The 24,971-nt window shown below is 66.3% G+C and carries 23 protein-coding genes; 13 read left to right on the top strand and 10 right to left on the bottom strand.

Annotation, left to right across the window (positions count from 1 at the left end):
- The first annotated feature begins 54 nt into the window (after positions 1-54).
- Genes AC5RUM_RS12470 through ybaK form a run of 3 tightly spaced genes read left to right on the top strand, consistent with a single transcriptional unit; the run spans position 55 to position 2,038 of the window.
- Positions 55-984 carry a sulfurtransferase gene (locus AC5RUM_RS12470; protein WP_494035214.1) on the top strand — a complete coding sequence of 310 codons (930 nt, stop codon included), beginning with the start codon at positions 55-57 and terminating at the stop codon, positions 982-984.
- Between the two features lie 41 nt (positions 985-1,025).
- Positions 1,026-1,484, top strand: coding sequence for a SufE family protein (locus AC5RUM_RS12475; protein ID WP_400579535.1), 459 nt, complete (start codon positions 1,026-1,028; stop codon positions 1,482-1,484).
- 35 nt (positions 1,485-1,519) lie between these two features.
- Entirely contained in the window at positions 1,520-2,038 is a 519-nt protein-coding gene (gene ybaK, locus AC5RUM_RS12480; protein WP_494035215.1) for a Cys-tRNA(Pro) deacylase, read from the top strand.
- On the opposite strand, the gene AC5RUM_RS12485 is transcribed toward ybaK, so the two are convergent.
- On the bottom strand, positions 2,035-3,297 hold the full coding sequence (locus AC5RUM_RS12485) for an alpha/beta hydrolase family protein (protein ID WP_494035340.1): 1,263 nt from the start codon (positions 3,295-3,297) through the stop codon (positions 2,035-2,037). The genes ybaK and AC5RUM_RS12485 overlap by 4 nt on opposite strands.
- A 269-nt stretch (positions 3,298-3,566) precedes the next feature.
- On the opposite strand from AC5RUM_RS12485, the gene AC5RUM_RS12490 reads away from it, so the two are divergent.
- The 9 genes from AC5RUM_RS12490 (at position 3,567) to AC5RUM_RS12530 (ending at position 13,723) form a co-directional block, all read left to right on the top strand.
- On the top strand, positions 3,567-4,058 hold the full coding sequence (locus AC5RUM_RS12490) for a hypothetical protein (RefSeq protein WP_494035216.1): 492 nt from the start codon (positions 3,567-3,569) through the stop codon (positions 4,056-4,058).
- A gap of 14 nt (positions 4,059-4,072) precedes the next feature.
- Positions 4,073-4,534 carry a peptide-methionine (R)-S-oxide reductase MsrB gene (gene msrB, locus AC5RUM_RS12495; RefSeq protein WP_494035217.1) on the top strand — a complete coding sequence of 154 codons (462 nt, stop codon included), beginning with the start codon at positions 4,073-4,075 and terminating at the stop codon, positions 4,532-4,534.
- Between the two features lie 145 nt (positions 4,535-4,679).
- Entirely contained in the window at positions 4,680-6,083 is a 1,404-nt protein-coding gene (locus AC5RUM_RS12500; RefSeq protein WP_494035218.1) for a DUF6421 family protein, read from the top strand.
- Complete coding sequence (locus AC5RUM_RS12505) at positions 6,083-6,874, top strand: SDR family oxidoreductase (RefSeq protein WP_494035219.1); 792 nt, start codon at positions 6,083-6,085, stop codon at positions 6,872-6,874. Before AC5RUM_RS12500 ends, AC5RUM_RS12505 begins: the two co-directional genes overlap by 1 nt.
- Positions 6,875-6,925: 51 nt before the next feature.
- Complete coding sequence (locus AC5RUM_RS12510; RefSeq protein ID WP_494035341.1) at positions 6,926-8,062, top strand: threonine aldolase family protein; 1,137 nt, start codon at positions 6,926-6,928, stop codon at positions 8,060-8,062.
- A gap of 95 nt (positions 8,063-8,157) precedes the next feature.
- The gene (locus AC5RUM_RS12515) at positions 8,158-8,814 is read left to right on the top strand and encodes a DUF3000 domain-containing protein (RefSeq protein WP_494035342.1); all 657 of its coding nucleotides are present in this window, start codon (positions 8,158-8,160) and stop codon (positions 8,812-8,814) included.
- A gap of 59 nt (positions 8,815-8,873) precedes the next feature.
- Positions 8,874-10,196: an HRDC domain-containing protein gene (locus AC5RUM_RS12520; protein WP_494035220.1), complete on the top strand. Its 1,323-nt coding sequence runs from the start codon at positions 8,874-8,876 to the stop codon at positions 10,194-10,196.
- Positions 10,197-10,310: 114 nt separating this feature from the next.
- Complete coding sequence (locus AC5RUM_RS12525) at positions 10,311-11,570, top strand: thiolase family protein (protein ID WP_494035221.1); 1,260 nt, start codon at positions 10,311-10,313, stop codon at positions 11,568-11,570.
- Positions 11,567-13,723 carry a 3-hydroxyacyl-CoA dehydrogenase NAD-binding domain-containing protein gene (locus AC5RUM_RS12530; protein WP_494035222.1) on the top strand — a complete coding sequence of 719 codons (2,157 nt, stop codon included), beginning with the start codon at positions 11,567-11,569 and terminating at the stop codon, positions 13,721-13,723. Before AC5RUM_RS12525 ends, AC5RUM_RS12530 begins: the two co-directional genes overlap by 4 nt.
- Positions 13,724-13,825: 102 nt before the next feature.
- Here AC5RUM_RS12530 and AC5RUM_RS12535 read toward each other — a convergent pair whose 3' ends face one another.
- Together AC5RUM_RS12535 and AC5RUM_RS12540 are read right to left on the bottom strand one after the other, a co-directional pair.
- The gene (locus AC5RUM_RS12535; RefSeq protein ID WP_494035223.1) at positions 13,826-14,617 is read right to left on the bottom strand and encodes a TIM barrel protein; all 792 of its coding nucleotides are present in this window, start codon (positions 14,615-14,617) and stop codon (positions 13,826-13,828) included.
- Positions 14,614-15,735, bottom strand: a complete 1,122-nt coding sequence (locus AC5RUM_RS12540) for a Gfo/Idh/MocA family oxidoreductase (protein WP_494035224.1) — start codon at positions 15,733-15,735, stop codon at positions 14,614-14,616. The genes AC5RUM_RS12535 and AC5RUM_RS12540 overlap by 4 nt, the downstream gene beginning before the upstream one ends.
- 126 nt (positions 15,736-15,861) lie before the next feature.
- Here AC5RUM_RS12540 and AC5RUM_RS12545 point away from each other — a divergent pair, with 126 nt between their 5' ends.
- Positions 15,862-16,857 carry a LacI family DNA-binding transcriptional regulator gene (locus AC5RUM_RS12545; protein WP_494035225.1) on the top strand — a complete coding sequence of 332 codons (996 nt, stop codon included), beginning with the start codon at positions 15,862-15,864 and terminating at the stop codon, positions 16,855-16,857.
- On the opposite strand, the gene AC5RUM_RS12550 is transcribed toward AC5RUM_RS12545, so the two are convergent.
- The 7 genes from AC5RUM_RS12550 to dxs all read right to left on the bottom strand — a co-directional run bounded on the left by AC5RUM_RS12550 (position 16,854) and on the right by dxs (position 24,954).
- Positions 16,854-18,494 carry an ABC transporter ATP-binding protein gene (locus tag AC5RUM_RS12550; RefSeq protein ID WP_494035226.1) on the bottom strand — a complete coding sequence of 547 codons (1,641 nt, stop codon included), beginning with the start codon at positions 18,492-18,494 and terminating at the stop codon, positions 16,854-16,856. The two genes, AC5RUM_RS12545 and AC5RUM_RS12550, sit on opposite strands and share 4 nt — an antisense overlap.
- Positions 18,491-19,267: an energy-coupling factor transporter transmembrane component T gene (locus AC5RUM_RS12555; RefSeq protein ID WP_494035227.1), complete on the bottom strand. Its 777-nt coding sequence runs from the start codon at positions 19,265-19,267 to the stop codon at positions 18,491-18,493. The genes AC5RUM_RS12550 and AC5RUM_RS12555 overlap by 4 nt, the downstream gene beginning before the upstream one ends.
- Positions 19,268-19,270: 3 nt before the next feature.
- A complete protein-coding gene (locus tag AC5RUM_RS12560; protein ID WP_494035228.1) occupies positions 19,271-20,092 on the bottom strand; it encodes an ECF transporter S component in 822 nt (273 codons plus the stop codon).
- A gap of 152 nt (positions 20,093-20,244) precedes the next feature.
- Positions 20,245-21,273 carry a nucleoside hydrolase gene (locus AC5RUM_RS12565; protein WP_494035343.1) on the bottom strand — a complete coding sequence of 343 codons (1,029 nt, stop codon included), beginning with the start codon at positions 21,271-21,273 and terminating at the stop codon, positions 20,245-20,247.
- A gap of 44 nt (positions 21,274-21,317) precedes the next feature.
- Complete coding sequence (locus AC5RUM_RS12570) at positions 21,318-22,295, bottom strand: aldo/keto reductase (RefSeq protein WP_494035229.1); 978 nt, start codon at positions 22,293-22,295, stop codon at positions 21,318-21,320.
- 21 nt (positions 22,296-22,316) lie between these two features.
- Positions 22,317-22,877 (bottom strand): hypothetical protein, encoded by a 561-nt coding sequence (locus AC5RUM_RS12575; RefSeq protein ID WP_400579551.1) that lies wholly within the window; start codon positions 22,875-22,877, stop codon positions 22,317-22,319.
- Between the two features lie 103 nt (positions 22,878-22,980).
- Positions 22,981-24,954 (bottom strand): 1-deoxy-D-xylulose-5-phosphate synthase, encoded by a 1,974-nt coding sequence (gene dxs, locus AC5RUM_RS12580; protein ID WP_494035230.1) that lies wholly within the window; start codon positions 24,952-24,954, stop codon positions 22,981-22,983.
- Positions 24,955-24,971 lie beyond the last annotated feature (17 nt).

The raw sequence follows: 24,971 nt of genomic DNA on the forward strand, positions 1-24,971 counted from the left end.
ACCGGCCGGTTTCCCGTCGGTCTGACGTGACCGTTTCAGTGAAAGGCCATACGCATGTCCTACCCAGTTGAGCAGAATGACAAGTTCGCCGCCTACGCCCACCCCGAGCGGCTGGTTTCCACAGAGTGGCTCGCCGCAGCAATTGAAGGTGGTGCCCTCCGAGACGGCAAGCTCGTAGTCGTCGAGTCCGACGAAGATGTGTTGCTGTACGAGACCGGGCACATCCCCGGCGCGGTCAAGGTCGACTGGCACACGGACCTGAACGATGAAGTCGCCCGCGACTACGTGGACGGCAAGGCCTTTGCCGCGCTGGCCGCCGCGAAAGGCATCTCACGCGACAGCACCGTCGTGATTTACGGCGACAAGTCGAACTGGTGGGCAGCCTACGCCCTCTGGGTCTTCACCCTCTTCGGCCACCAGGACGTCCGCCTGCTCGACGGCGGGCGCGACAAGTGGATCGCGGAAGGCCGCGAACTCACCACGGACGTGCCGTCCCCCGCCGTCGGTACTTACCCCGTCGTCGAACGCAACGACGCGCCGATCCGCGCCTTCAAGGAGGACGTCCTTGCCCACCTCGGCAAGCCCCTCATCGACGTCCGCTCCCCCGAGGAATACACCGGACAGCGCACCCACATGCCCGCCTACCCGGAGGAGGGCGCACTCCGCGGCGGACACATCCCCACAGCAGCATCGATCCCGTGGGCGCGCGCGGCAGCCGAAGACGGCACGTACCGCAGCCGGCCGGAACTCGAGGCCCTTTACCTGGGCGAAGCAGGCCTGTCTGAAGGCGATGACGTCGTGGCCTACTGCCGCATCGGTGAGCGCTCCAGCCACACGTGGTTTGCGCTCAAGTACCTTCTCGGCTTTGAGTCCGTACGGAACTACGACGGATCCTGGACGGAATGGGGCAACGCCGTCCGTGTGCCGATCGTCAAGGGTGCCGAGCGCGGCTCCCTTCCCCTCGGCGTCACGCAAACAGCGTAAGAAACGGGCCGTGCGGGGGCAAACTGCGTAAGCTTGAAGTGATGAGTACTTATGCACTGCCCACCGCACTGGCGGAGATTGTCGATGACTTCCAGGCACTGAGCGAGCCGGAGCGGCTCCAGCTGCTGCTGGAGTTCTCCCGCGGCCTGCCCGAGCTGCCGGAGCGGCTCCAGGACCACCCCGAGCTTCTGGAGCAGGTGGTCGAGTGCCAGTCACCGCTGTTTCTCACCATTGAGACCGAGAAGAACGACGGCGGGCCCTCCGCCTTCCGGCTATTCTTCAAGGCTCCTCCCGAAGCCCCCACAACGCGTGGGTTCGCGGGCGTGCTCCATGAGGGCCTGGATGGACTCACGGCAGAAGAAATCCTTGCCGTGCCCGACGACATGCCCGAGCTGCTCGGCCTGACCCGGGCCATCACGCCGCTGCGCATGCGCGGAATGACAGCCATGCTGGGGCGTATCAAGCGCAAGGTTGCCGCCTCCGCCCGGCTGCAAAGCTAGCCGCCCCACATCCACGGATTCGGGTCCAGAATCACATGGCGCGAAAGAACACGTCACAGGCAACGCCTGCCACAGCCGTCCTGGCTGCGGCAGGCGTTCGCTTTACCCTGCATCCCTACAGCCACGACCCGGCGGCTGCCAGCTACGGGCTTGAAGCCGCCGAAGTTCTGGGGATGGATCCGGTAAGGGTCTTCAAGACGCTCATGGTGGAGGTGGACGGAAGGCTCGCGGCCGGCGTCGTACCCGTGAGCGGAAGCCTGGACCTCAAGGCCCTGGCCGCCGCATTAGGAAGCAAGAAGGCAGCGATGGCCGATCCGGGGGCCGCCGAACGGCGGACGGGGTACGTCCTGGGCGGGATCTCTCCGCTGGGCCAGCGGCAGCCCTCCCCCACTGTGCTCGATGACAGCGCCCTGGCACTGCCCAGCATCCTGGTCTCCGGCGGGCGGCGGGGACTCGACATCGAGCTCGATCCCCGGGACCTGGTGCGCCTGACCAACGCCATCACGGCTCCGATCGGCACAGGCGCAGCCAAGACGGGCAACAGTCCGGGCTAATCGCGCAGGCGATTTTCCTCTTCCTCTTCCGCTTCCGGGTCCGGTTCCGTGTCCGGGCCGGAGGTTTGTCCAGGATTGAGCCGGGGCGCCAGCTGCTGCTGCAGCCACGCCTTGACCAGGCTCTCCCACCGGGCAGGATCGGCGTTCCATTCCTTGGCGTGCCGCGCCTTCTCGAACGCCTCGAAGGTGACCATTTCCGGGTTCTTCTCCGCGAGGAGGGCGGACGGCCCGTAAGGGACGTATTCGTCGTCAACGCTGTGGACGATAAGCGTTGGGGTCCGGAGTTCCACGGCCCTGGCCACCCAGTCCATGGACTTCAGGTCGACAGGGGCTGCCAGCCCCGTCAGGCGGCGCCCGAGGCGGTGGCCCATCATCAGCTGGCCGTAACGGCCGACGGCGGACGGAATCCTGTTGAGTTCAGCATGGTGCGCCAGCACGTTGACCCAGTCGATGACGGGCGCATCCAGAACCATGGCGCGGATGACGTTCCGGTGCTTCGACAGGTCCGCAGTCTGCAGGCAGATCGCGCCGCCCATGGACCAGCCGAAGAGCACGACCTCCTTGGCGCCACGGGCCAGCGCGAACTCGATCGCGGCGTCGACGTCGCGCCACTCGGTGGATCCCAGGCCATACCTGCCGTCAGGAGCAGAGGGCGCGAGCCCGTCGTTGCGGTAGGAAATGAGGAGGCCAGGCAGTCCCAGTTCGTGAGCAGCCCTGGCCGCCCGCAGGCTTTCCTGGCGGGTCGCACCGCGGCCATGGACCATGATGGCCCAGACTTCGGCATCCGGCTCAGCGGGGATCAGCCAAGCGGGGGCCGTGCCGCCCTCAACGTCAACAGCCACCTCCTCCGAGGCAAGGCCGACGGCGAAGGGATCCGGGTACACAGCGCCGCCCCACCAGCCCCGGCGGGCGGTTTCCAGTTTTCCTTGGTACACGGCCTCCACCTCGCGCAGGACAGTGCGCTCGGACGGCGAATAGGACAGGATCCTGCCGATGCGGGCATGGCCCTTGCCGCCGTCGAAAAAGAGGCTGTAGACGCCGTCCTGGATCGTCTCGGGCGTCGCCGCAAGAATGACCTGCAGTCCCCTGCCTTCCCTGATCACTGCCAGCACTTCCTGGTCGGCCGCCCGAGCCCGGGCCGGGGTGAGCACGCGCCGGGCAAAGTACAGGGCAAGGGCCGATGAGCCGGCGCCCAGGAGGGCCGCTGCGGCGCTGCCCGCGATAATTCCGCCGAGGGTCCACTTGGCGCGGAGGCTCATGGTGGTGTCCTGCTGGCCTATGCCCTTCGAGAGATCGGTGCTTTTCAAGAGATCAAGGCTGTTCAGGCGATCAGTGCTGTTCAGGAGGTGTGTGCTTTTCAAGAGGTGCGGAGCCTGGTGCTCACGGGCACCGGGAACCAAGTGGCGCAGCAGCTCTATGCCGGGCCGGAAGGAGGAGTCCATTGCACCATTCTTGCCGGAGTCGGCGTCCAAGGCACATCCGGCCACAAAAGCATGCGGGCGCGGTGCCGCCGGGCTAGGCTGATGGCATGAGCGATCCAATCGTCATTCTCACAGAAGAGCCGCTGGGTGCGGACGACCGCCGCAACATCGAACGCCTCGTGAACGGAGGTGACATGCCCCTGGTCGTACTGGTCCCCGCCAACACGGAGCGGCATCTGATCGTGGACTTCCTCGAGAACCTCTCGATGCTGGACATCGCCAAGGCCTTCCGCGAGCTGACCTCGCATGCACCGGACCCGGAGAAACAACGGGCGGCGGCGGCCGAGACCCTGTCCGTCTCGGTGGACGCGCTTGAGGGCATCGGTGGCGGAGTTTCGGGCGAGGTGGTGGACGGCGAGGCCGTCAACGGCCTCGTGGCCAAGGTGAAGGAGCTTGGCGCCGTGCAGGCCGTCGTCGTCACCCGACCACACGCTGTGGCTGACACCTTCCACACTGACTGGGCCAACAAGGCGCAGGACCGGCTGGGCCTTCCCGTGCTGCATCTGTATGCAGGCTCGGGATTTATCGGGGACTCCTGAGCGTTGATTTGGCTATGAGCACTCCAGAAAAAGCTGAGAACACGGTGGGCGCCCCGGTCGTCCGGAGCGACGACGAGTGGCGCCGGGAACTGACGCCTGAGGAATACCATGTGCTCCGCCAGGCGGGCACCGAACGCCCCTACACCGGTGAATACTGGGACACCCATACCGCAGGCGTCTACCAGTGCAGGGCCTGCGGTACCGAACTTTTCACCAGCAAGGAGAAGTTCGATTCGCACTGCGGCTGGCCGTCCTTCTGGGCTCCCTTGGCCGAAGGCAGAGTCCGCTACATCCACGACCGCACCCTCGGCATGGACCGTGTCGAGGTGCGGTGCTCGGCCTGCGATTCCCATTTAGGGCACGTCTTTGAGGGTGAGGGCTACGGAACGCCCACGGACCAGAGGTACTGCATCAACTCGGTTTCCCTGAGGTTGGTACCGGTGGAGGGCGCAGATGGCGGCTCTGCCCGTTCCTGAGGCTGTTTGCCGCTGCTCCTGGCCTGCCGAAAGTGGCCTCTGAGCCCCACAGTTTCTTACGCTAGGGCCCAAAATGGATTAGCAGATCTGGTTGCTTGTTACGCTCGGCGTAGAAGCTCAGGCAACCAGAAAGGCGACGCCGAACATGACCATCACCGTTACCACCGCCCCCGCCAGGATCTCCGCTGACCACCCCGAATGGCAGCGTCTCAAGACCGCCGCCACGGCACTGCGCGGTCTTCAGACCCAGGACGGTTCCGTACCGGAAAATGCGCATCATGCTGCTGCGGGCCGCCATGTCTTTACCATCATCGAGGCCGTGGAAGCCCTCGCACCGTCCTTCCCTCACGACGCACGCTACCTCGAACTCGTCTGCGTCGACTTCACGCGCTGGATGGAGGCGGGGTTCGGAGTCCCGGATTTCCTGGACTCGCTGCTGGCTTTCCAGCCCCAGGCCCACCGCGAAAACGGCCTCCAGCACCTCGTGGTCTTTCCCATGTACACGCAGAACGGCAGCACGAGCCGACTGGTTGAAGCTGTACTGATCGATGTGGTGTGGCCCGAATTCATCGCCGGGCTCGAAGCAGGCGACTACTCCAACAAGCTGTTTGTCCCCATCCGCTTCATTGATTTCACACCCGGCTATGACACAAACTCCGCTGTGCTGTTTCCGGAGACCGTAGCCGTCCGTGAGACGCCCCGGTTCACCTGGGGCGCCATCTTCGCCGACCGCGAGGCCGCCCGCTTCCGCCGGGTCCTCGGGGCTGCGGCGGAGATCACGTCCCTCGAACTGCCTGCCGGGGCCGCCGCTCTCCTCGAGGACCAGGAGCTCACGGAGGAGACCTTCGTGATGTGGGATCTGATCCACGACCGGACCCACATGCGCGGCGATCTGCCCTTTGATCCCTTCATGATCAAACAGCGCATGCCGTACTTCCTGTACTCACTGGAGGAACTGCGCTGCGACCTGACGGCCTTCCGAGAATCCGTGAGGATCGAAAAAGACGAAGCGTCCGATCCGGAGGCACGCCGGCATGCAAAACTCGTCCAGTACGCCGTCATTTTCGACCGGATCTTCCGGTTCGCCATCACAGGCAGCCGCATCCGCAACTACGACGGACTGGGCGGCCAACTGCTCTTCGCCTGGCTGCACCAGCACCGTGTGCTGCACTGGACCGACAGCCGGCTCAGCTTCGACTGGGACAACGTTGCCGGAGCGGTCATTGAACTCGGCGCCCGCATCGAAGAGCTGTACTGGCGTTCGATCGACCGGCCGAAGACGGCGCACTGGCTCGCCGCCTACGAGCTCGTCGCGGGAAGGCTCACGCCGAACCCGGCCTCGGTATGGGCCAAGGGTCCCAGCGCCCTCCCGCTCGACGGGCCGCCGCGCGGACTCACCGACCAGGTGCTGGACGACGAATTCCCGCTGTCCATGTTCTACGAAGCACTGGAGAAGAAGATGCGTCCCGTGATCGAGTCGACGGCAGGCATCACCGGGGCACAGGATCCCTCCAGCCCCGGTCCCACCGCGGAAGCGATGACCGCCTGATGACAGACCGTCCCCTCACAGTTCTGGTCGCAGGCGGCAGCGGGCCATCGGGCATCGCCGTGGCACGCGGCCTGGCCCAGGCCGGCATGACCGTTTGTACGGTGGGGTCGGACAGCACAAGGATCGCGGCGGCGGCGGAAACGGCCGGCAGCGGAGTCATTCCGCTCACCTGCGACCTCGCGGTTCTGCCCGCCGTCCGGGAACTCCACGAGGAGCTCACAAGCAGGGCGGGCAGGATCGACGGCGTTATACACCTCGTGGGCGGCTGGCGGGGCGCCCGGGGCATCGCCGACCAAAGCGACGAAGACTGGGATTTCCTGGAAACCAGTTCCCTGACGACGCTCCGGAATGTCACCCGCGTCTTCTACGGCGACCTCGTGGCATCCGATACCGGTCGGTTCGCCATGGTGTCGTCGACGGCGGTCACCGCACCTGCCGCGGCGGTCGCCAGTTACGTGGCAGCCAAGGCGGCCGCCGAGGCCTGGACCATGGCCGTGGCGGACGGGTTCCAGCGGGATCAGCTAAAGGGCACAGCGGGGCAGGGCTCTCCTGAGCTGCCCAGCGCCCCTGAACTAGCCAGCGCCCCTGAACTGCAGGATGGCCCTGAACTGCACAGCGCCGCCGTCGTCCTTGTGCTGAAGGCGCTGGTGGATCCCGCCATGCGCAGCCGCCACCCCGAACGCAGGTTCCCCGGCTTCACAGACGTCGAAGACCTGGCTGCGGCCGTCGTCGGGCTGTTCGAAAAGCCGGCCGCCGAACTGAACGGGCAGCGGATCCTGCTGACCCCGTGACCGCGGGCAGGCCCCGCGGCAACTCCCTAGACTGAAAGCGTGACCAAAGCGATGACAACCACAGTTGAAACGGCCGGCAACGGCACCATGGCCCGGCTGCACGACGCGTCCGTCCGGGGCTTCGCCTCAGACAACTACTCCGGCGTGCACCCGGAGGTGCTGGCCGCCCTGGCGGCCGCCAATGAAGGACACCAGGTGTCCTACGGCGAGGACGACTACACCGCCCGGCTGCAGGACCTCATGGAGCAGCACTTCGGAGAAGGCATCCAGTGCTTTCCCGTCTTCAACGGCACCGGCGCCAACGTGCTCTCGCTGCAGTCCCTGCTTCCCCGGTGGGGCGCCGTCATCTGTGCGTCAACAGCCCACATCAACATGGACGAGAACGGCGCGCCGGAGCGGATCGGTGGCATCAAGCTGCTGCAGGTGCCCACGCCGGACGGCAAATTGACCCCTGAGCTGATCGACCGCGAGGCGTGGGGCTGGGGCGACGAGCACCGCGCCCAGCCGCTTGCCGTCTCCATTACCCAGACCACGGAACTGGGCACGTGCTACACCCCGGATGAGGTGCGCGCGATCGCCCGGCACGTCCATGCCAAGGGCATGAAGCTGCACATGGACGGGGCCCGGCTGGCCAATGCCGCCGCGCACCTCGGCGTTCCCCTGCGGACTTTCACCCGCGATGCAGGAGTGGACATCCTGTCGTTCGGCGGCACCAAGAACGGCCTCCTGTTCGGCGAGCTGGTGGTGGCCCTCAATCCCGAAGCCGCCCACGGCCTGCTCTTCCTGCGGAAGATGAACATGCAGCTGGCCTCCAAGATGCGCTTCATGTCCGCCCAGTTCATCGCGCTGCTGGAGGGTGATCTGTGGCTGCGGTCGGCCGCACACGCGAACGCCATGGCGGCCCGGCTGCGGAAGGCTGTGGACACCATTGACGGGGTGGACCCCACGCAGAAAACCGAATCGAACGGCGTCTTCGCCATCCTGCCCGAAGGAGTGGCGGACAGGCTGCGGAAATCCTTCCGCTTCTACGACTGGAACGAAGCCCTCGGCGAGGTCCGCTGGATGTGCTCCTTCGACACGAGCGAGGAAGACGTGGACGCCTTCGTCGAGGCCATCCGGACCGAACTGGGACAGCACGGGAACGCCGCCGAATCCGGCTCCCGCGGGGCGGCGCAGGCCGCTGATTAGGAGCCCGGAATGCCCTGCTGTGGATTGAACCGGCCCGATTGCCCTGGTCGGCGGCGAGCCTGCCGACCTTCGCTGGCTCCATTGCATACCCTGCGATTGTGAACGCACTTGCCCAGGTTCCCGCGGAATTTCTGTACGCCTTGGGGACCCTCCGGAAAGCACGATGCCGCAGTGAGCTGCATCTGAACGAGATCCCGGCGCCGTCGCGGCTGGCGCCGTTCGCCGTTGCGCTCGGCGCCGAGGTCATCGGCGCCCACAGCCGCGGCAGTCAATCCGCTGCGGAACACGGCCCGGCCGCCGTCGCTCTTGCCCGCTCGGCCGGCGGCACCGAGCCCGACGACGATGAGCTCGCCACCGGGCGGTTCATCCTGCTGCACGACCCTGACGGCTCCGCGGTCTGGGACGGAGAATTCCGCATCGTGACCTATATCCGGGCCCAGCTTGAGCCGGAGATGGGCAACGACGAAATGCTGGGTTCGGTTGCATGGACCTGGCTCGTGGAAGCCCTCGAGACACACCGGGCGGCGTACAGGGCAGCCGGCGGAACCGCCACGCGCGTCCTTTCGGAAAGCTTCGGCACATTGGCCGACAGGCCGGGATCGATAGATATCGAACTCCGCGCCTCCTGGACCCCGGCGGGTGCCGACGTCCAGGCCCACCTGGAGGCCTGGTCCGATATGGTGTGTACCTTCGCGGGCCTGCCGCCGCTCCCCGACGGCGTGTCCGCGCTCCCCCGCAGGCGCCGGAACTAGTGCCCTCCTGCGGCAGGGACTCCGCGCGGCAGCGCGCTGCCGGTAAACTAGGGGCCATCATGACCCCTGAAAATTTGGAAAACACCACAGCTGGCGCTCCGGCTGCTGAAACCACACCCCACATTTCCGTCGAGGGCTTTGACAGCCGCGTCCCCGTTGTCATCGATCTCGACTCACCCCGCGACGGCGTTCCGCTTGTCATTGAGACCCAGTCAGGACTGGAGCGCTGTGCGGCAGCAATAGCCGCCGGAACCGGACCCGCCGGTGTCGATGCCGAACGCGCCTCGGGCTTCCGGTACGGCCAGCGGGCATTCCTGGTCCAGATCCGCCGCGAGGGGTCGGGTACCTGGCTCATCGATCCCGAGCCCTTTGACAACCTGAACATCATCAACGACGCGCTGCATGGCGTCGAATGGATCCTGCACGCGGCCAGCCAGGACCTCCCCTGCCTTTCCGAGCTCGGCATGTGGCCGGACAAGCTGTTCGACACCGAGCTGGCCGCCCGGCTCGCCGGGCTGCCGCGCGTGGGACTTGCCGCAGTCATCGAACAGCTGCTGGGCTTCGGCCTGGCCAAGGAACACTCGGCTGCCGACTGGTCCACCCGCCCCCTGCCGGAACCCTGGCTCCGCTACGCAGCCCTCGACGTCGAAGTCCTGACCGAGCTCCGCGAGGAACTCATTGAACTGCTCGAAGCGGACGGCAAACTTGAGTTCGCAGAGCAGGAATTCGCTGCCATCCTCGCAGCCGGACTGGCACCGCCAAGGATCGATCCCTGGCGCAAAACATCCGGGCTGCATCAGATCCGGGACCGCCGCCAGCTCGCCGCAGTCCGCGAAATGTGGCTGGAACGCGATGCTCTCGCGCAGAAGCGGGATGTGGCTCCGGGCCGGCTTATTCCCGACTCGTCCCTTGTGGCTGCCGCCAAAGCCATGCCGGCAACTGTGCCGCAGCTGCTGGGCACCAAGGGCTTCCATGGCCGGGCAGCGCAGCGCGAGGCCCCCCGCTGGCTTCGCTGCATCGCCACAGCCCGCACCCTTGAGGATCTTCCGCCCCTGCACCTTCCCACTAACGCCCCGCCGCCGCCCCGGGTCTGGGCAGACCGCGATCCAGCCGCCGCGGAACGGCTCTCAACTGCACGGCCGCTTCTGCAGAAGAAGGCCGACGAGCTGCATCTCCCGCTGGAGAACCTGCTGACGCCCGACTATCTGCGTCGGGTCGCATGGCGCCCCCCGGCCGAGATCAGCGAAGCGTCCGTGGCCGAAGAACTGCGCGGATTGGGAGCCAGGCCGTGGCAGATCGGGATCGTGGCACCTCTGATCACGGAGGCGTTCCTCAATCCACAGCCGCTGCCGCCGAAGGAAGCCAGGGACCAAAGCGCCTAGCACTCCGCTCCTTGCACGCTAAGTTACTGGCTAGTAACATTGGGCTCGGTGACGCCCGGATCCCTCGGGCACCCGGTCATGATCCGGGACCACCGTCTCAATGAGGAGCAGCACGTGACCCAACACCGAAGCAGCGGAAACCATCGAGCTGTCCGCGACGTCGTCTTCGTGGACGGCGTGCGCACACCGTTCGGCCGGGCCGGCGACAAAGGCATTTACGCCGGCACGCGGGCAGACGACCTGGTGGTTAAATGCATCCGCGAACTGATGCGCCGCAACCCGGGGCTGCCCGCCGAGCGCATCGACGAGGTGGCCGTGGCGGCAACCACACAGACAGGCGACCAGGGCCTCACCATCGGGCGGACTGCCGCCCTGCTGGCGGGACTCCCCCGAACGGTTCCCGGCTTTGCCATCGACCGCATGTGCGCAGGAGCCATGACGGCGGTCACCACAACCGCCGGCGGCATCGCCTTCGGCGCCTACGACGTCGTGATCGCCGGCGGCGTGGAACACATGGGCAACCACCCGATGGGTGACGGCGCCGACCCCAATCCGCGCTTCATATCCGAGCGGCTCGTGGACCCGGCCGCCCTCAATATGGGCAACACGGCCGAAAACCTGCACGACCGCTTTCCGGCCATCACCAAGGACCGCACCGACGCGTACGCAGTCTCGTCTCAGGACAAGCTGCAGGAAGCCTACGGCGCGGGACTGATCCAGCCGGACCTGGTCCCAGTGGCAACCATGAAGCCGGGAGAGGGCTGGACCGTCAACACCGTGGACGAGCCGCCACGCCCGGGAACAACGCTGGAAGACCTTGCCGCCCTTCGGACGCCGTTCCGTCCGCATGGCCGCGTCACGGCAGGCAACGCCGCTGGACTGAACGACGGCGCCACAGCGGCGCTGCTGACCTCCGCCGATGCCGCGGCAGAACTGGGGTTGGGCGTCAAGATGCGGCTGGTCAGCTATGCCTACGCGGGTGTTGAACCGGAAGTCATGGGGATCGGACCTGTCCCGTCCACTGAAAAGGCACTTGCTAAAGCCGGCCTGGAAATCGGGGACATTGGCCTGTTCGAAATCAACGAAGCTTTTGCTGTCCAGGTCCTGAGCTTCCTCGACCACTTTGGGATCGCCGACGACGACCCCCGTGTCAACCGCTACGGCGGCGCCATTGCGGTGGGCCATCCCCTCGCATCCTCGGGCATCCGGCTCATGAACCAGCTGGCCCGGCAGTTCGAGGAAGATCCCTCCGTCCGCTACGGAGTCACGGCCATGTGCATCGGCCTCGGCATGGGTGCCACCGTCATCTGGGAAAACCCTCACCACGCCGATTACAGCGGTACCGACATCGAAACAGCAGGAGCCACAGCATGAGCGCCGCAGAATTCAGCAAGCTTGCCGACCTCTTCCCCGACGAGACCGTTACGCACTCCTACGTCCAGGACATCGAATTGCCTGCCGCGCCTGGCGGATCCGGCGGGGGCACGTTCGCGCTCATCACGCTGGACAACGGCCTGGACCATACCAAGCCGACCACACTGGGCCCCAACACGCTCGTTGAGCTCGGTACTGTGCTTGAAGGACTTCGGGACCGCGCAGCAAGAGGGGAGATCGTAGGCGTTGGGGTGACGGGCAAGCCCCACTTCCTCGTGGCCGGCGCTGATCTGTCTGCCGTGAAGTCACTCAACAGCCGCGAGCACGGCCTGTGGATGGCCCAGCTGGGGCACGAGGTCTACGCCACGCTCGCAAACCTCGGCGTCCCCAGCTTCGCCTTCATCAACGGCGTGGCCCTCGGCGGCGGGCTGGAAATCGCCCTGCAGTCCACCTACCGCACAGTGTCATCCGGTGCCGGCGCACTGGCCCTTCCCGAGGCTTTCATCGGACTCGTCCCCGGCTGGGGCGGGGTCTACCTGCTGCCGCGGCTGATCGGCCCTGAAAACGCTGTCAAGGTCATGATCGAGAACCCGATCAGCAACAACCGCACGCTGTCCGGGCCCGAGGCTTTCAAGCTGGGCATCGCCGATGCCCTGTTCGAACCTGCCGACTTCGTGGAACAGTCCCTCGCATGGGCCGCGAAAGTCATCTCGGGCGAGGTCGCCCCGGAACGGCCGAACGCCGTCGACCCCTCCGACCCCGGGGTGGCCGCCCGCTGGGCGGGTGCCGTGGCGGCCGGACGCGCCTTCGTGGAGAGCAAGACGTCGAACGCCTCGCCGGCGCCGGCCAAGGTTCTGGACATCATCGAAGCCAACCGGACCATGTCACAGGCGGAATCGGCGGCCATGGAGTGTGAAACCCTGGCGGGGCTCATGCAGACCGACGAGTTCCGCTCAACGGTCTATGCTTTCCTGGACCTCGTGCAGAAACGCTCCAAGCGGCCTGCCGGCGCACCCGACCGGAGCCTCGCCCGCCCCGTGACAAAGGTCGGCGTCGTCGGCGCGGGACTGATGGCCAGCCAGCTTGCCCTCCTGTTCGCGCGCCAGCTCAAGGTTCCTGTCGTCATGACCGACATCGACCAGGCCCGCGTGGACAAGGGAGTGGGCTACGTCCACGCCGAGGCCGACAAACTGCTCGGCAAGAAACGGATCAGCCAGGACGCGGCGAACCGGATCAAGGCGCTTGTCACCGGGTCCGTCTCCAAGGAGCTGTTTGCGGATGCCGACTTTGTCATCGAGGCCGTGTTCGAGGAACTGAACGTCAAGAAGCAGGTGTTCGCGGAGCTGGAGGCCGTGGTCTCTCCCGACTGCATCCTCGCCACCAACACATCCTCGTTGTCCGTGACAGCCATGTCCGCGGATCTGAAGAACCCTGAGCGGCTGGTGGGATTCCACTTCTTCAACCCGGTGGCCGTCATGCCGCTGCTGGAAGTCGTCCGGGCCCCCAAGACCGACGACGCCGTGCTGGCCACCGCTTTTGAACTGGCCAAAGGACTGAAGAAAACCGCCGTCCTGGTCAAAGACGCCCCGGCCTTCGTGGTCAACCGCATCCTGCTGCGGCTTATGGGCGAAGTCACGGCCGCCTTCGATGAAGGCACCCCGGCGGACGTCGCGGACAACGCCCTGCGCCCGATGGGCCTGCCCATGACGCCGTTCACGCTGGGCGCGATGGTGGGGCTTCCCGTGGCACAGCACGTCCAGGAGTCACTCCACGCCGCATTTGGAGACCGCTTCAAGGTATCCCAGAACCTCCAGAAGCTGATCGACAACGGGGTGAAATCGCTCTGGGCTCCGGCGGCCGATGGTGGCCAGGAGATACCGCAGAGCACCATGGCACTGCTGTCGTTCGGCACGGCCCCCTCAACCGGAGAGGAAGTCCTGCGCCGGACGCAGGATGCCCTGGCAGAGGAAATCGGGCTGATGCTCGACGAAGGCGTGGTGGCTGGCCCGGAGGACATCGACCTCTGCTTGATCCTCGGCGCCGGCTGGCCCATGTTCCTGGGCGGCATCACCCCCTACCTGGACCGGGTGGGCGCATCGGAGCGCGTAAATGGCAAGCGGTTCCTTCCCGTAGGCATTGCCTCCCGGCCATAAGTCCAGAGGAGCCGCCCCCGGACCCCCGGCGGAGGGTCACGGGGGGGTTCCGGGAATCTACCGCAGCTGCGACTCCTCGACCTGGCACCCGACGCAGGGGGCTCAGACGTCGAAAGCCGCCCTGAACGCAGCGAGGGCGATGTCCCCCGCTTCCACGCCTTGGCCGCCGGAGGCACCGGCCTCCAGTCCAACGACGCCGGAGTACCCGGCATCCGCCAGCGCCGAGGCGACGGCACGGTAGTTAATCTCGCCTGTACCGGGTTCGAAGCGGCCAGGTACGTCAGCGACCTGGATCTCTCCTATCCAGGGCAGGGCTTCCCGCACCAGTTCAATCAGGTTCCCCTCTCCGATCTGGGCGTGGTAAAGGTCCAGCATCATCTTCACGTTGGGGTGGTGAGCCGCCGAGACGAGGGCCAGGGTGTCCTTCGCGCGCGCCAGCGGGATGCCCGGATGGTCCACGATGGTGTTCAGGTTCTCCAGCGCAAACGTCACGCCGTGCTTCTCGCCCAAGTTGCCCAGGCGTTCCAGAGTACGCAGTCCGGTGAGCCACATCTGGCCCGTTGCGCGGTGGGCTGGCCTGACCGCGTGGCCACCCTCGCCGAGTTCAGCCGGGTGAACCACCATCCGCTCGACGCCGAGTTCCAAGGCAGTCGGAATGAGCTTCTCGGCGGAGGCCAGCACCTCATGGGCGCTGTCGGGATCGATGAGGCTGCCTCCGAAGTAGCCGCTCATCGAGGAGAAGCGGGCACCAGTCGCGGCGAGTGAGGCGATATCCCGGGCGCGGGTATCCCAGAGCTCCACCTCAAAGCCCTGCCCATGGATCCGCTGAACCCGATCGGCCAGGGGAAGTCCGCCGTAGAGCATCTCAGCGCAGACGGCCAGCCGGAAGCTCATACGGCGTCCCCCACCGTGTGCAGTTGCTGCTCGGCTGCCCGCAGCTCTGCAACCGACGAGACCTCGACGGGCAGTCCGGTGTCGGCCGACCGTGACGCCGCCAGCGCCACCGCGAGGGCGTTACGGGCGTCTGCCCAGCCCGGGCCTGGTTTCGCTGAGGCCTGGACGCCGTCGCGGCGGGCTTTCACCGCTTCCGCGAAGTCCGCCACTTCCAACGTGTAAGCATCATGGAAGAGGTCCACGTTCAGACGAACCGTCGCAGAGCCGATGCCGGCCGCCGTATAGCTCGTAGCACTGGAGGCTTGCGGTCCGCCCGCAGTCACCATGCCGGCCGAGCCGAACACCTCGCCCCGCACGTCATAGCCGTACAGCGCGTTGAAGTTCGCTTCCGCCACCGCTATTGCCCCGTTGCTGTAGGTCACTGTCACTACCGCTGTGTCCAGCAGCCCTCCGTCTTTGGCCTCGGGAGCAACCAGGGCGTCCGCCACAGCGTGCACACGGACGGGAACGGCGCCAGGGTTCAGCCAGTTCAGCGTGTCGAAGTCATGGATCAGGGTCTCCAGGAAGATCGTTCCTGGCGGGATGCGCTCCGGGTTGGCGATGCCGGCTTCTGTACCCGGATCGCGCGTCAGCGACCGGAGGAGCTGGGGGGTTCCCACTGCGCCGTCGTCAATGAGCTTTCGTGCCGCGGCAAAATCCGTTGCGTAGCGCCGGTTGAAGCCGAACTGGACCATGATTCCAGCGGCGTCCGCTGCCGCCATCGCACTGTCCAGTTCCTCGACCGTGCGCCCGCCGGGCTTTTCGCAGAACACGTCCTTCCCGGCACGGGCTGCCGCCGCGATCAGAGTCGAGTGGAACCGGGCCGGAGCCGCAATCAGCACGGCATCCACGTCCGGATCATTGAACACATCGGCAGGATCAGCGCTGATTTTGGCAACTCCCAACCTCCCGGCAAGGGCTTCCACAGCGGGCAGCGACGGATCCGCGATGGCTTCGAGTCGGGCGCCGGAGATGCGGCGGGCAACAGATTCAGCGTGGAAACTTCCAATCCAGCCGGCACCGATTAGGGCGATGCGGGCAGGCCGGTCCGCGCTGACCGGATGCTGAAGATAAGCCATGGATACTCCCGGGATTTCTAGTCGATAGTGGAATGCTGCATATAGATCGTTCTAGTAACCCAATATGGCATCCTGTACCCATCCTGTCTAGATCGTTCTATAGAATGATCCAGACAGAGGAGGAAAATGACGGAACAGCAGCGCCGCCCAACGCTGATGGACGTGGCCGCCGCGGCCGGCGTCTCGCGGGCGCTGGTTTCCATCGTCATGCGCGGGGCGCCCGGAGCGGCGGAGTCGACCCGGCAAACGGTGCTTGAGGCAGCACGGAAACTCGGCTACCGGCCCGACAGCCGGGCCCGCCTGCTGCGCAGCAGCCGCACCAGGCTCCTGGGCCTGAGTTTCTTCAGCGCCCAGCCCTTTCACGCGGAAATAGTGGATGCCGCCTATGCAGAGGCGGCGGCGCATGGCTACGAAATCGCGTTGAGCGCGGTTGCCTATGGCCGCCCCGAGACCCGGGCCATCGAATCCCTGCTCGATGTCGGTTCCGAGGCACTCATCATGATCTCTCCGACACTGGGGAGTCAGGAGCTGGAGCGGTTTGCCGGCCAGGTGCCCGTCGTCAGCCTCCTCCGGGACGACGTGGGCGGCCTGGTGGACGCGGTGAGCAGCGACGACCAGGCCGGCATCCGCATGGCCGTTGAGCACCTCGCCGGCCTCGGTCACCGCAACATCGTGCATGTCGACGGCGGCACAGCCGTTTCTGCCGACCAGCGCCGGGTGGCCTTCCGAACTCAAATGGAGCGGCACGGCCTGGAGGCGAGGATAATCCCCGGCGGGCCTACCGAAGAAGACGGCCTGACGGCCTTCCGGTCCCTGCGGGCGGATCTCCCGTCAGGCGTCGTCGCCTTCAACGACAGGACTGCCCTCGGCCTGATCGAAGGCTTGCGTGCCGACGGGCTGAAAGTGCCTGACGATGTCTCCGTGCTCGGATACGACGATAGCCACTTTGCCCGGCTCAGCTACATGCAGCTGTCCTCGGTCAGCCAGGACGCGCCGCTACTCGCAGCAACAGCTGTCAAGCAGGCTGTGGACCGGATCGAACGGTCACAGAAACCCGCCCACGTGGTGAGGACGCCGCATTTGGTAGTGCGCAAAACTACGGCTCCTCCCAGGATTTCCTAGCGGCCCACCAGGGCTCCGCCCTGAAGTGCCAGCGTCCTGTGGGCATGCGCACGCGCAAATGGCAAGTCATGCGTGACCATCACGACGGCGGCGCCACGGCTGGCTGCCGCTGTGATGGCCGCGGTCAGCCGCTCCAAGCCATGGGCATCAAGGGCGACCGTAGGTTCATCCAGTGCCAGTACCGCCGGCTCCCGGGCCAGCACCGTCGCCAGCGCCAGCAGGCGTTGAGCCGAGCCGGAAAGTTCGTGCGGATGGACTGCGCCTGACCCGCCGAGACCCACGGCCTCCAGCGCTGCAGCGGCCTTCGCCGGTGCCTGCTGCCCGAAGAGCCGCTCCAGTCCGAACAGCACCTCACGCTCTGCAGTCCGTTCGAACAACTGGTCGTGGGGATGCTGGAACAGCAGGCCGAGCCGGTCGGCGACGATGCCCGTGGGAACACCCGCGATCGCCTTGCCGGCGACGCGGATGTCGCCACTCAGCGGCCGCAGCAGCCCGTTGAACAGCCGCAGCAGTGTCGATTTGCCGGCGCCGTTCGTACCGGTCACCGCCACTACCTCCCCGGGCCGCACGTCCAGGTTGATGTTCTCCAGCAGGAGCGGGGGGCTGGAGTCCTTGGCACCGAACCGGAAGGACACGCCTTCCAGTTCCAGCGAAGGTGCCACGTCCAGGGCAGGCGGCAACTCCATGGCAGCTACTGGCGTGTACGCAGCAGCGGGCACCGGCCCGGGGGTTCGCCTGGGCCTGTCCTGGATCGTGGGAACCGCCCTGGGCTCGCTGACAACAACACCGGAATTGGCCAGTAAGGCGCCGGCCAGCAACCGGTCCGGGGGCCCGGCCGCCTTTGCTGCTCCGTCTCCCAGGACCAGCCAGTGCACGGCCTGCCGCGTCAGCGCGTCGGCGTGCTGGCTGAGGACCACCACTGCTACTCCGCGGGCCCTCAGGTCCTTGACGAGCGCCATCACGGTCAGCTCTCCGGCGGAATCGAGGGATGACAGTGGTTCATCGAGAATCAGGATGCCCGGATCGCCGATGATGGCGCACCCGATGGCAAGGCGCCGCAGCTCTCCCCCGGAAAGGGTTGCGGGGTCACGTCCCAGGAGCGCCGTGAGGCCAGTGAGCCGGGCGGTTTCAGCCACGCTCGCGGTCATCTCGGACCGCGCCGTCCCGCGGTTCTCGAGCCCGAAGGCCAGCTCCTCCTCCACAGTGCCGCGCACGCCTGAAAGCATGGCGGCAGCATCTTGCGGCACGTAGCCCACATGGTCAGCCCAGGCTGCGGAGTCGATCCGCGGGTCATCATCCGACCCGGAAAACACCAGGCGGCGCCCGCCCTCCTGGCCACCTCCGGCCACCACCTGCAGCGACCCCCTGAGTACGCCATCGCGTCCTCCCGCCAGCCAGGCGGCGAGCAGCCGTCCCAGGGTGGACTTACCGCTCCCGGAACCCCCAAGCACTGCCGTCAGCGATCCCGGAGCAGCCTCGACCTCAAGCGCCCGCAGCGCGGGCCCGGTATCGCCATGGAAAGTGAACGCCTCGATGGCCGCACACAGCGTCGTCGGGGCTGTGTACCGCCGCCCGGCGGCCTCCCCACCGGCGGGCTCCCGACCGGTGCCCCGCCCGCTAACGTCCCGCCCGCTCATGCAGCGCCTCCGCCAGAGGTGGAAGCCACGATCCGCAGGGCCACCGCAGCCCCGGCGAGCAGGAGGACAGCCAGCCGGAAAACGCGCTGGGCTGTTGAATCGTGAACCTCCCGGTAACTGGTCCTCGGGCCAGCCCGCCGGAAGCCTCTGGCGTCAAGCGCCTGGGCGCGGATTCCGGCGTCGTGGACCAGGCCCAGCACCAGCGGCACCATCTGCAGGCGGACTGCCTTCATGCGGCTCACGAGCCCCTGCTCCACCACAAGTCCGCGAGACTCCTGGGCCTGGCGCACCTTCTGGAGGCGGGCGGAGATGATGGGAGCCAGCATCAGAGTCGAGGCCAGGACGTAGCCGAACTGCGGCGGCAGGCGGAGGGCGCCCAGCGACGCGACCAGGTCCGGCACCCTGACACTGAAGGAGAACAGCATCAGTACGAGGACGAAGGTTGAGGTGCGCAGCCCCATGTCAACGGCAAAGCCGAGGCCCTCGGCCGTGACTCTGGCCGGCCCCCATCCCGCCAGCACTGTGCGGCCCTCGGGGTAGAAAAGGCCATGCATCACCAGCAAGGAGAGCCAGAACGGCGCCAGGATGGCGCCGCCGGCGAACAGGACGCGGCGGGCGCGGCCGAAGGCCGCCGCCAGCGCCACGGCACCGGCGGCAACGGTGAGGGACGCCGCCCAGTTGGCGGCCGCCGTCGTGATCACCAGTACTGCTGCGGCCGCGGCCAGCAGGGTCAGGGGGTTGAGCCGCGGCGCCCGCCGGATGGGGCCGTCCACCGTTCAGGCGTCCTTCTGGACCGGTTCCTTGCCTGCCAGGACATTGAAGCGGCGCACGAACGGCAACTGGAAGGTGGTTCGGCGGGGAAGGGCGTACACGAGCATGGCCGCAATGGCGAACACGATAGCCTTGTCCATGGGGTCCGAGATCAGCGCCTGCTTGGTGATGGCGGCAAGCAGGGTGTCGCCCATGGCGCGGAAGGCGCTGACAATCGCGCCGGTTCCGGCCCCGGAGGTTCCACCGAAAACAAAGGCAGCAACGGGGGCCGACACCACACCGGCCAGGATTCCGGTGAGGAAGCCGGCCACCGGGGCGAGGTAAAAGCGGCGGAAGAGCCCGTAGCGTGCAGCAGTGCCTGCGAGGAACCCGATGAGCGCGGCGCCGGCGGCGAAGGGGAGGACAGTGGGGTTGATGAAGGACCAGACGATGCTGCTCAGGGCGCCGGTCGCGGCGCCGGCGGCGGGGCCTGCTAGGACGGCGATCAGCACGGTGCCGATGGCGTCGAAGTAGAAGGGCAGTCCGCTGGTCCCCATGAGCTGGCCGAGAACGATGTTCAGGACCAGCGCCACGGGGATGAGAACTACCGTCGAGGTGGGAAGCGTGGGCAGCACGCCCACGATCAGCAGAGCCGCACCGAGCAGGAACCCGCCCAAGGCAACCAGCGCGGAGACGCTTCCAAGTCCGTTGGCGATATCGGCAGGCTGAGTGAGGACGAGGTAGATGAAGGTGCCCGCGATCGCGGCGGCGCCGAGCAGTTCGAGCAGCCGGCGGTTTCGTCCCTCCTGCTGTCCGGGGCTGGGGAGGGTGAGGGAAGTCTGTGACATTGTGGATCCTTAGGCTGATGACGGCAGGCCCCGCCCCGTGGCGTGATCCTCCGCGTACGCGAAATGTGGCGCCTATGTCACCTCGACGCGGCTACCATCCTACAGATCCGTGGTGGCGCGGTGCTACGGATTCACTGGGGGCCACTCTGCGATTATGGCCGCAGGGTGCGGGCCAGTGCCGCCACCGAGGAAATGAGCTCGTCGAAGCACTGCCGGGGGTCGTTCGTCGTCACGATGCGGGCGTTGGGCGGTTCGTTCCAGATGCCGCGGAAGTCAGCCACCGTGGTGCCAATAAGCCGGGGCGACTCGGTTTCCACATGCACGGTGGCCGGGCGCGTCTGAATGGGCGTGCGGCCGATGGCGGCTGCGGCCGCGAAGGCGTCGTGCATGTGGGCGACATAGCCTTGGCCGTACAGCCGGTGGAATTCCAGGTAAAAGCGGACGGCGTCAGAGATGCAAGCTACGAGAGGATTGTCCGAGGCGCTGCGCTGGCCTTCCGGCTGTTCCGGAAGCACGAGCTCCGGTTCCTGCGCGCCGGAGGCCTCCCCCAGTCTTTGCAGGTGCTCGGGCCGCAGCTCTATCCGTTCGGTGGTTTCGAGCGCGCACACCACGGGCAGGCTGTCCGCGGGAAGGCCGCTGTAGGCAGCGAAGACCTCCTGCGCGGCGTGGGGATCAACGGAGACGTTCCACTCCGCCGTGGGCGTGGTGTTCCCCTGGTAGTTGAAGCATCCACCCATGATCACGAGGCCCTTCAGCAGCTTAGGCAGAGCAGGTTCGCGGCGCAGGGCCAGTGCGAAGTTGGTCAGCGGTCCGGTGATGAGGCCCGTTATCTCCCCCGGATTCGCCCGGACAGTGTCCACCCATACGTCCACCGCATGCCGCGGTGAAATCTGCTGCGCAGGAAACGGCAGCTCCGCATAGCCGATGCCCTGCGGGCCGTGGGTTTCCTCGGTGGTGACCAGCGGAATCTCAAGCGGTACCTCAGCGCCAATGGCCACTTCCACGCCGGATCGGCCGCAAAGCTGCAGCAGTGCCAGATTGTTCAGCGCCACCTGCCGGGCGCCCACGTTGCCCGCCGTGCAGGTGATGGCCTCGATCCGGGCCTCCGGGCGGGACAGCAGGTAAACCAGCGCCAGGGCGTCGTCGATCCCGGTATCGACGTCCATCAGGACGGAGTGCATCACGTCAGCGTCCATCGGGGCAGCGTCCAGTTGAACAGGGTCCATCAGAACAGGGCCACCTTGGGGGTCCGCGGGAAAATGGCGTCCAGCTCTTCCAGCTCCGCCTTGTCCGGGACCCAGGCCACCGCTTCCGCGTTCTGCCGGACCTGCTCGGGCCGCGTGGCTCCGGCGATGACGCTGCTGACGGCGGGCTGCGCCGCCAGCCAGGAGAACGCCACCTGCACTTCGGTGAGGCCGCGGTCCGCGGCAAAGGCGCTGAACTGTTTCAACTGCTGCCAGTCGGCTTCGTCCACCAGGTGCGTCCTCGTGTGGCTGAGGCGCGAGCCTTCAGGCGCCTGGTGCGGTGCGTATTTTCCTGTCAGCAGTCCGTTTGCCAGCGGGAAGTAGGGCAGCACACCGATGCCATAGGCCTCAGCGGCCGGAATGACCTCCAGCTCGGCGCGGCGGTCCAGCAGGTTGTAGTGGTTCTGCGCCGAAATGAAGCGGGCATCGCCCCGGGCCCGGGCCACGAATTCGGCCTCGGCGATTTGCCAGCCTGCCCGGTTGGAATGGCCGATGTAACGGACCTTGCCGCTGGCCACCAGCTCGTTCAGGGCATCCAGCGTCTCTTCGATTGGCGTCAGCGGATCCGGGGTGTGGAACTGGTACAGATCGATCCAGTCCGTGCCCAGCCGCCGGAGGGAAGCCTCGGCGGCGCGGATGATGTAGCTCCGCGAACCGCGGGCACCGTAATCCTTGCCGTTGGTCCCGCGCATATCCAGGCCGAATTTGGTCGCCACCACAGCTTCGTCGCGCCTGCGGCCAAGCGCCTTGCCGAGCATGGTTTCACTCAGGCCGGGTTCCCGGCCGTAGGAATCCGCGACGTCGAACAGCGTTACGCCGGCATCAAGGGCGGCATGGACGACGGCGTCAGTCCCCTCCTGTGACTCCGTCACCGTATTGGCCCGGCCCAGGTTATTGCAGCCGAGTCCCACCACAGAAACAGTCAGTTCGGATTTTCCCAGGCGGCGATATTCAGTCATGAAAACACCCTATAACGGCCGCTACAACGCGAACCCGGCGGCCTGCTTCGGTGAGTGCTTGAGTTTCAAGGCAGTTGGGTCACTAAACGGGGCGGCACCGATGCTGAGCTTGGTGAAGTCCAGGTCCTCGCCGCGGATGCAGACCTTAATGGCGTTCACGGCCTTGTTCACATCCGGACACAGACAGAAAATGTTGAGCTTGGAGTCGCTGAACTCCGAGCGCTCAACCGTGCCCAGCCCCCGCCATGCAAGGTGGCTGGTCAGGGCATCCTTGGCTTTCTCCTCAAGATACCGGTCGCGGCTGGTACCTTCCCGGGTCTTCAGGGCGTACTGCGCCACAACCCAGTACTGCTCTTCGTCGGGAATCTCGGCATAGCCGTCCTCGGCGCACTGCGCGGCGAAGGCATCCATCAGCCGCTCGGCCGCCTCGCTGTCAGCGACGTCCGTTTCGTCGGTCTTGCTCTGGTGCCCTACAGTCCCGTGGTTCGTCACGAACTGGCTGTAGTCCTCGTCGAACCAGGCCTCCCTGAACTGGAGGACCCCTTCTTCGTCACGCTTGTAAACCCGGATGATTCCGCTCATGCCCGTCCTTTGGATCGCCCGCGGCCTGTGCCGCCGAACGGTGGGAGTTGTGCCTCTACGGCCTGGTAATTCTTATGGGACGCCGGCTGGCGCTGAACCCTTCCTACAGCTTGGGCAGGCTTCCCGTGGTGGGGTGCTGCTGCCCCGGCAGGGGCCGGGCGAAGGGCACCTTGGTGCCCAGAACCTGAGCGACAACGTCGTGGGTGATCTGCTGCGCGGTGAGGCCGACCCGTTCCAGAACCTGGCTGCGGGAGCCGTGATCCAGAAACTCCACCGGCAGGCCCACTTCATTCAGCGCCGTGTCCACACCGGCCGCGCGCATCTCCTGGCGGATCCTGGAGCCCACGCCTCCGGCACGGACCCCGTCCTCGATGCAGATCACCAGGCGGTGCCGGGCGGCCAGGGCGATGATCGATTTCCGGACCGGAAGCACCCACCGCGGATCGACCACGGTGGAGCTGATGCCCTGCGCACCAAGCCGGTTTGAGACGTTGAGGGCGAGTTCGGACATGGCGCCCACGCTGACGATGAGGACGTCGTTTTCGGTGGAACCGGAGGGACGCCGGGCAAGCACGTCCACGCCGTCACTCAGCCGCTCGATGGCTTCGATCTCTGCCCCGACTGTGCCCTTGGAGTAGCGGACCACTGTGGGGGCATCCTTGATGGCCACGGCCTCGCGCAGTTCTTCACGGAGCCTTGTGGCATCGCGCGGCGCCGCCAAGTGCAGTCCGGGCACGATCTGGACCATCGCCATGTCCCACATGCCGTGATGGCTCGCACCGTCGGGACCCGTGACACCGGCGCGGTCCAGCACAATGGTGACGCCCGCCTTGTGCAGGGCAACGTCCATGAGCAGCTGGTCGAAGGCGCGGTTGAGGAAGGTGGCATATACGGCGACGACGGGGTGCAGTCCGCCGTAGGCCATGCCGGCGGCGGAGGTGAGGGCGTGCTGTTCGGCGATGCCGACGTCGAACACCCGCTCCGGGTGACGGGCGGCAAACTTGTGCAGGCCCACGGGGATGAGCATCGCGCCGGTGATCCCCACGATGTCCTTGCGCTCGTCGGCGATGTCGGCAATTTCATCCGCAAAGACGGAGGTCCAGGACTTCGCACCCCCGGCATCTGCGGGCTCGCCGGTTTCGGGGTCGATGATCCCCACTGCGTGGAACTGGTCGGCTTCGTGCGCGCGTGCCGGCGCGTAGCCGTGGCCCTTCTCGGTCATGGCGTGCACAATCACCGGGCCGGCATAGTTCTTGGCGGTGGAGAGGGCATGCTCCAAGGCCTGGAGGTTGTGGCCGTCCACCGGGCCGATGTACTTCATGCCAAGGTCTTCGAACATGCCCTGGGGAGCCCACCAGTCCTTGATGCCCTTTTTCATCGCATGGAGGCTCTTGTAGGTGAACTGGCCAAGCGGCCCGCCGCTCTGAAGCTTCTTTTTCCACCAGTCGAGGGCGACTTCGTAGGCCGGTGCGGCCCTCAGCGAGTCGATGGTGGGGCGAAGGGACGCAAGATAGTCGGCAAATCCGCCAACGGTGGGGGCATAGGACCGGCCGTTGTCATTGACGACGATGACGACGCGGCGCCTCTTGTCGGCGGCGATGTTGTTGATGGCCTCCCATGCCATGCCGCCCGTAAGGGCACCGTCCCCGACGACGGCGATAACGTAACGGTCGCCGTCGCCGGTCAGCTGACGGGCACGGGATATCCCGTCAGCCCAGGACAGCGAGGACGAGGCGTGTGAGCTTTCGACGATATCGTGCTCGGATTCAGCCCGGTCAGGATATCCGGACAGCCCGTCCTGCTGGCGAAGCGTGCTGAAATCCTGGCGTCCGGTAAGGAGTTTATGCACGTACGACTGGTGGCCCGTGTCAAAGACGATGCTGTCGCGGGGCGAATCGAAGATCCGGTGCACCGCCATAGTCAGCTCGACAACGCCGAGGTTGGGACCAAGGTGTCCGCCCGTCTGGGAGACGTTGCCGATCAGGAATTCCCTGACCTCGGCGGCCAGCTGATCCAGCTGCGCCGCAGACAACTTGCTCAGGTCCTGCGGATTCCGGATGGTCTCCAAGAGTCCCAACGGCCCCTCCTTCGGGT

Source organism: Arthrobacter sp. B2060 (assembly GCF_059090445.1).

Coding starts and splice junctions, on each gene's coding strand:
- AC5RUM_RS12550 (WP_494035226.1), bottom strand. CDS start 18,494: ATGAGCGGGCGGGACGTTAGCGGGCGGGGCACCGGTCGGGAGCCCGCC.
- msrB (WP_494035217.1), top strand. CDS start 4,073: ATGAGCACTCCAGAAAAAGCTGAGAACACGGTGGGCGCCCCGGTCGTC.
- AC5RUM_RS12575 (WP_400579551.1), bottom strand. CDS start 22,877: ATGAGCGGAATCATCCGGGTTTACAAGCGTGACGAAGAAGGGGTCCTC.
- AC5RUM_RS12565 (WP_494035343.1), bottom strand. CDS start 21,273: ATGCACTCCGTCCTGATGGACGTCGATACCGGGATCGACGACGCCCTG.
- AC5RUM_RS12530 (WP_494035222.1), top strand. CDS start 11,567: ATGAGCGCCGCAGAATTCAGCAAGCTTGCCGACCTCTTCCCCGACGAG.
- AC5RUM_RS12540 (WP_494035224.1), bottom strand. CDS start 15,735: ATGGCTTATCTTCAGCATCCGGTCAGCGCGGACCGGCCTGCCCGCATC.
- AC5RUM_RS12505 (WP_494035219.1), top strand. CDS start 6,083: ATGACAGACCGTCCCCTCACAGTTCTGGTCGCAGGCGGCAGCGGGCCA.
- AC5RUM_RS12475 (WP_400579535.1), top strand. CDS start 1,026: ATGAGTACTTATGCACTGCCCACCGCACTGGCGGAGATTGTCGATGAC.
- AC5RUM_RS12510 (WP_494035341.1), top strand. CDS start 6,926: ATGACAACCACAGTTGAAACGGCCGGCAACGGCACCATGGCCCGGCTG.
- AC5RUM_RS12545 (WP_494035225.1), top strand. CDS start 15,862: ATGACGGAACAGCAGCGCCGCCCAACGCTGATGGACGTGGCCGCCGCG.
- AC5RUM_RS12520 (WP_494035220.1), top strand. CDS start 8,874: ATGACCCCTGAAAATTTGGAAAACACCACAGCTGGCGCTCCGGCTGCT.
- AC5RUM_RS12570 (WP_494035229.1), bottom strand. CDS start 22,295: ATGACTGAATATCGCCGCCTGGGAAAATCCGAACTGACTGTTTCTGTG.
- AC5RUM_RS12560 (WP_494035228.1), bottom strand. CDS start 20,092: ATGTCACAGACTTCCCTCACCCTCCCCAGCCCCGGACAGCAGGAGGGA.
- AC5RUM_RS12500 (WP_494035218.1), top strand. CDS start 4,680: ATGACCATCACCGTTACCACCGCCCCCGCCAGGATCTCCGCTGACCAC.
- AC5RUM_RS12490 (WP_494035216.1), top strand. CDS start 3,567: ATGAGCGATCCAATCGTCATTCTCACAGAAGAGCCGCTGGGTGCGGAC.
- AC5RUM_RS12485 (WP_494035340.1), bottom strand. CDS start 3,297: ATGAGCCTCCGCGCCAAGTGGACCCTCGGCGGAATTATCGCGGGCAGC.
- AC5RUM_RS12470 (WP_494035214.1), top strand. CDS start 55: ATGTCCTACCCAGTTGAGCAGAATGACAAGTTCGCCGCCTACGCCCAC.
- ybaK (WP_494035215.1), top strand. CDS start 1,520: ATGGCGCGAAAGAACACGTCACAGGCAACGCCTGCCACAGCCGTCCTG.
- AC5RUM_RS12535 (WP_494035223.1), bottom strand. CDS start 14,617: ATGAGCTTCCGGCTGGCCGTCTGCGCTGAGATGCTCTACGGCGGACTT.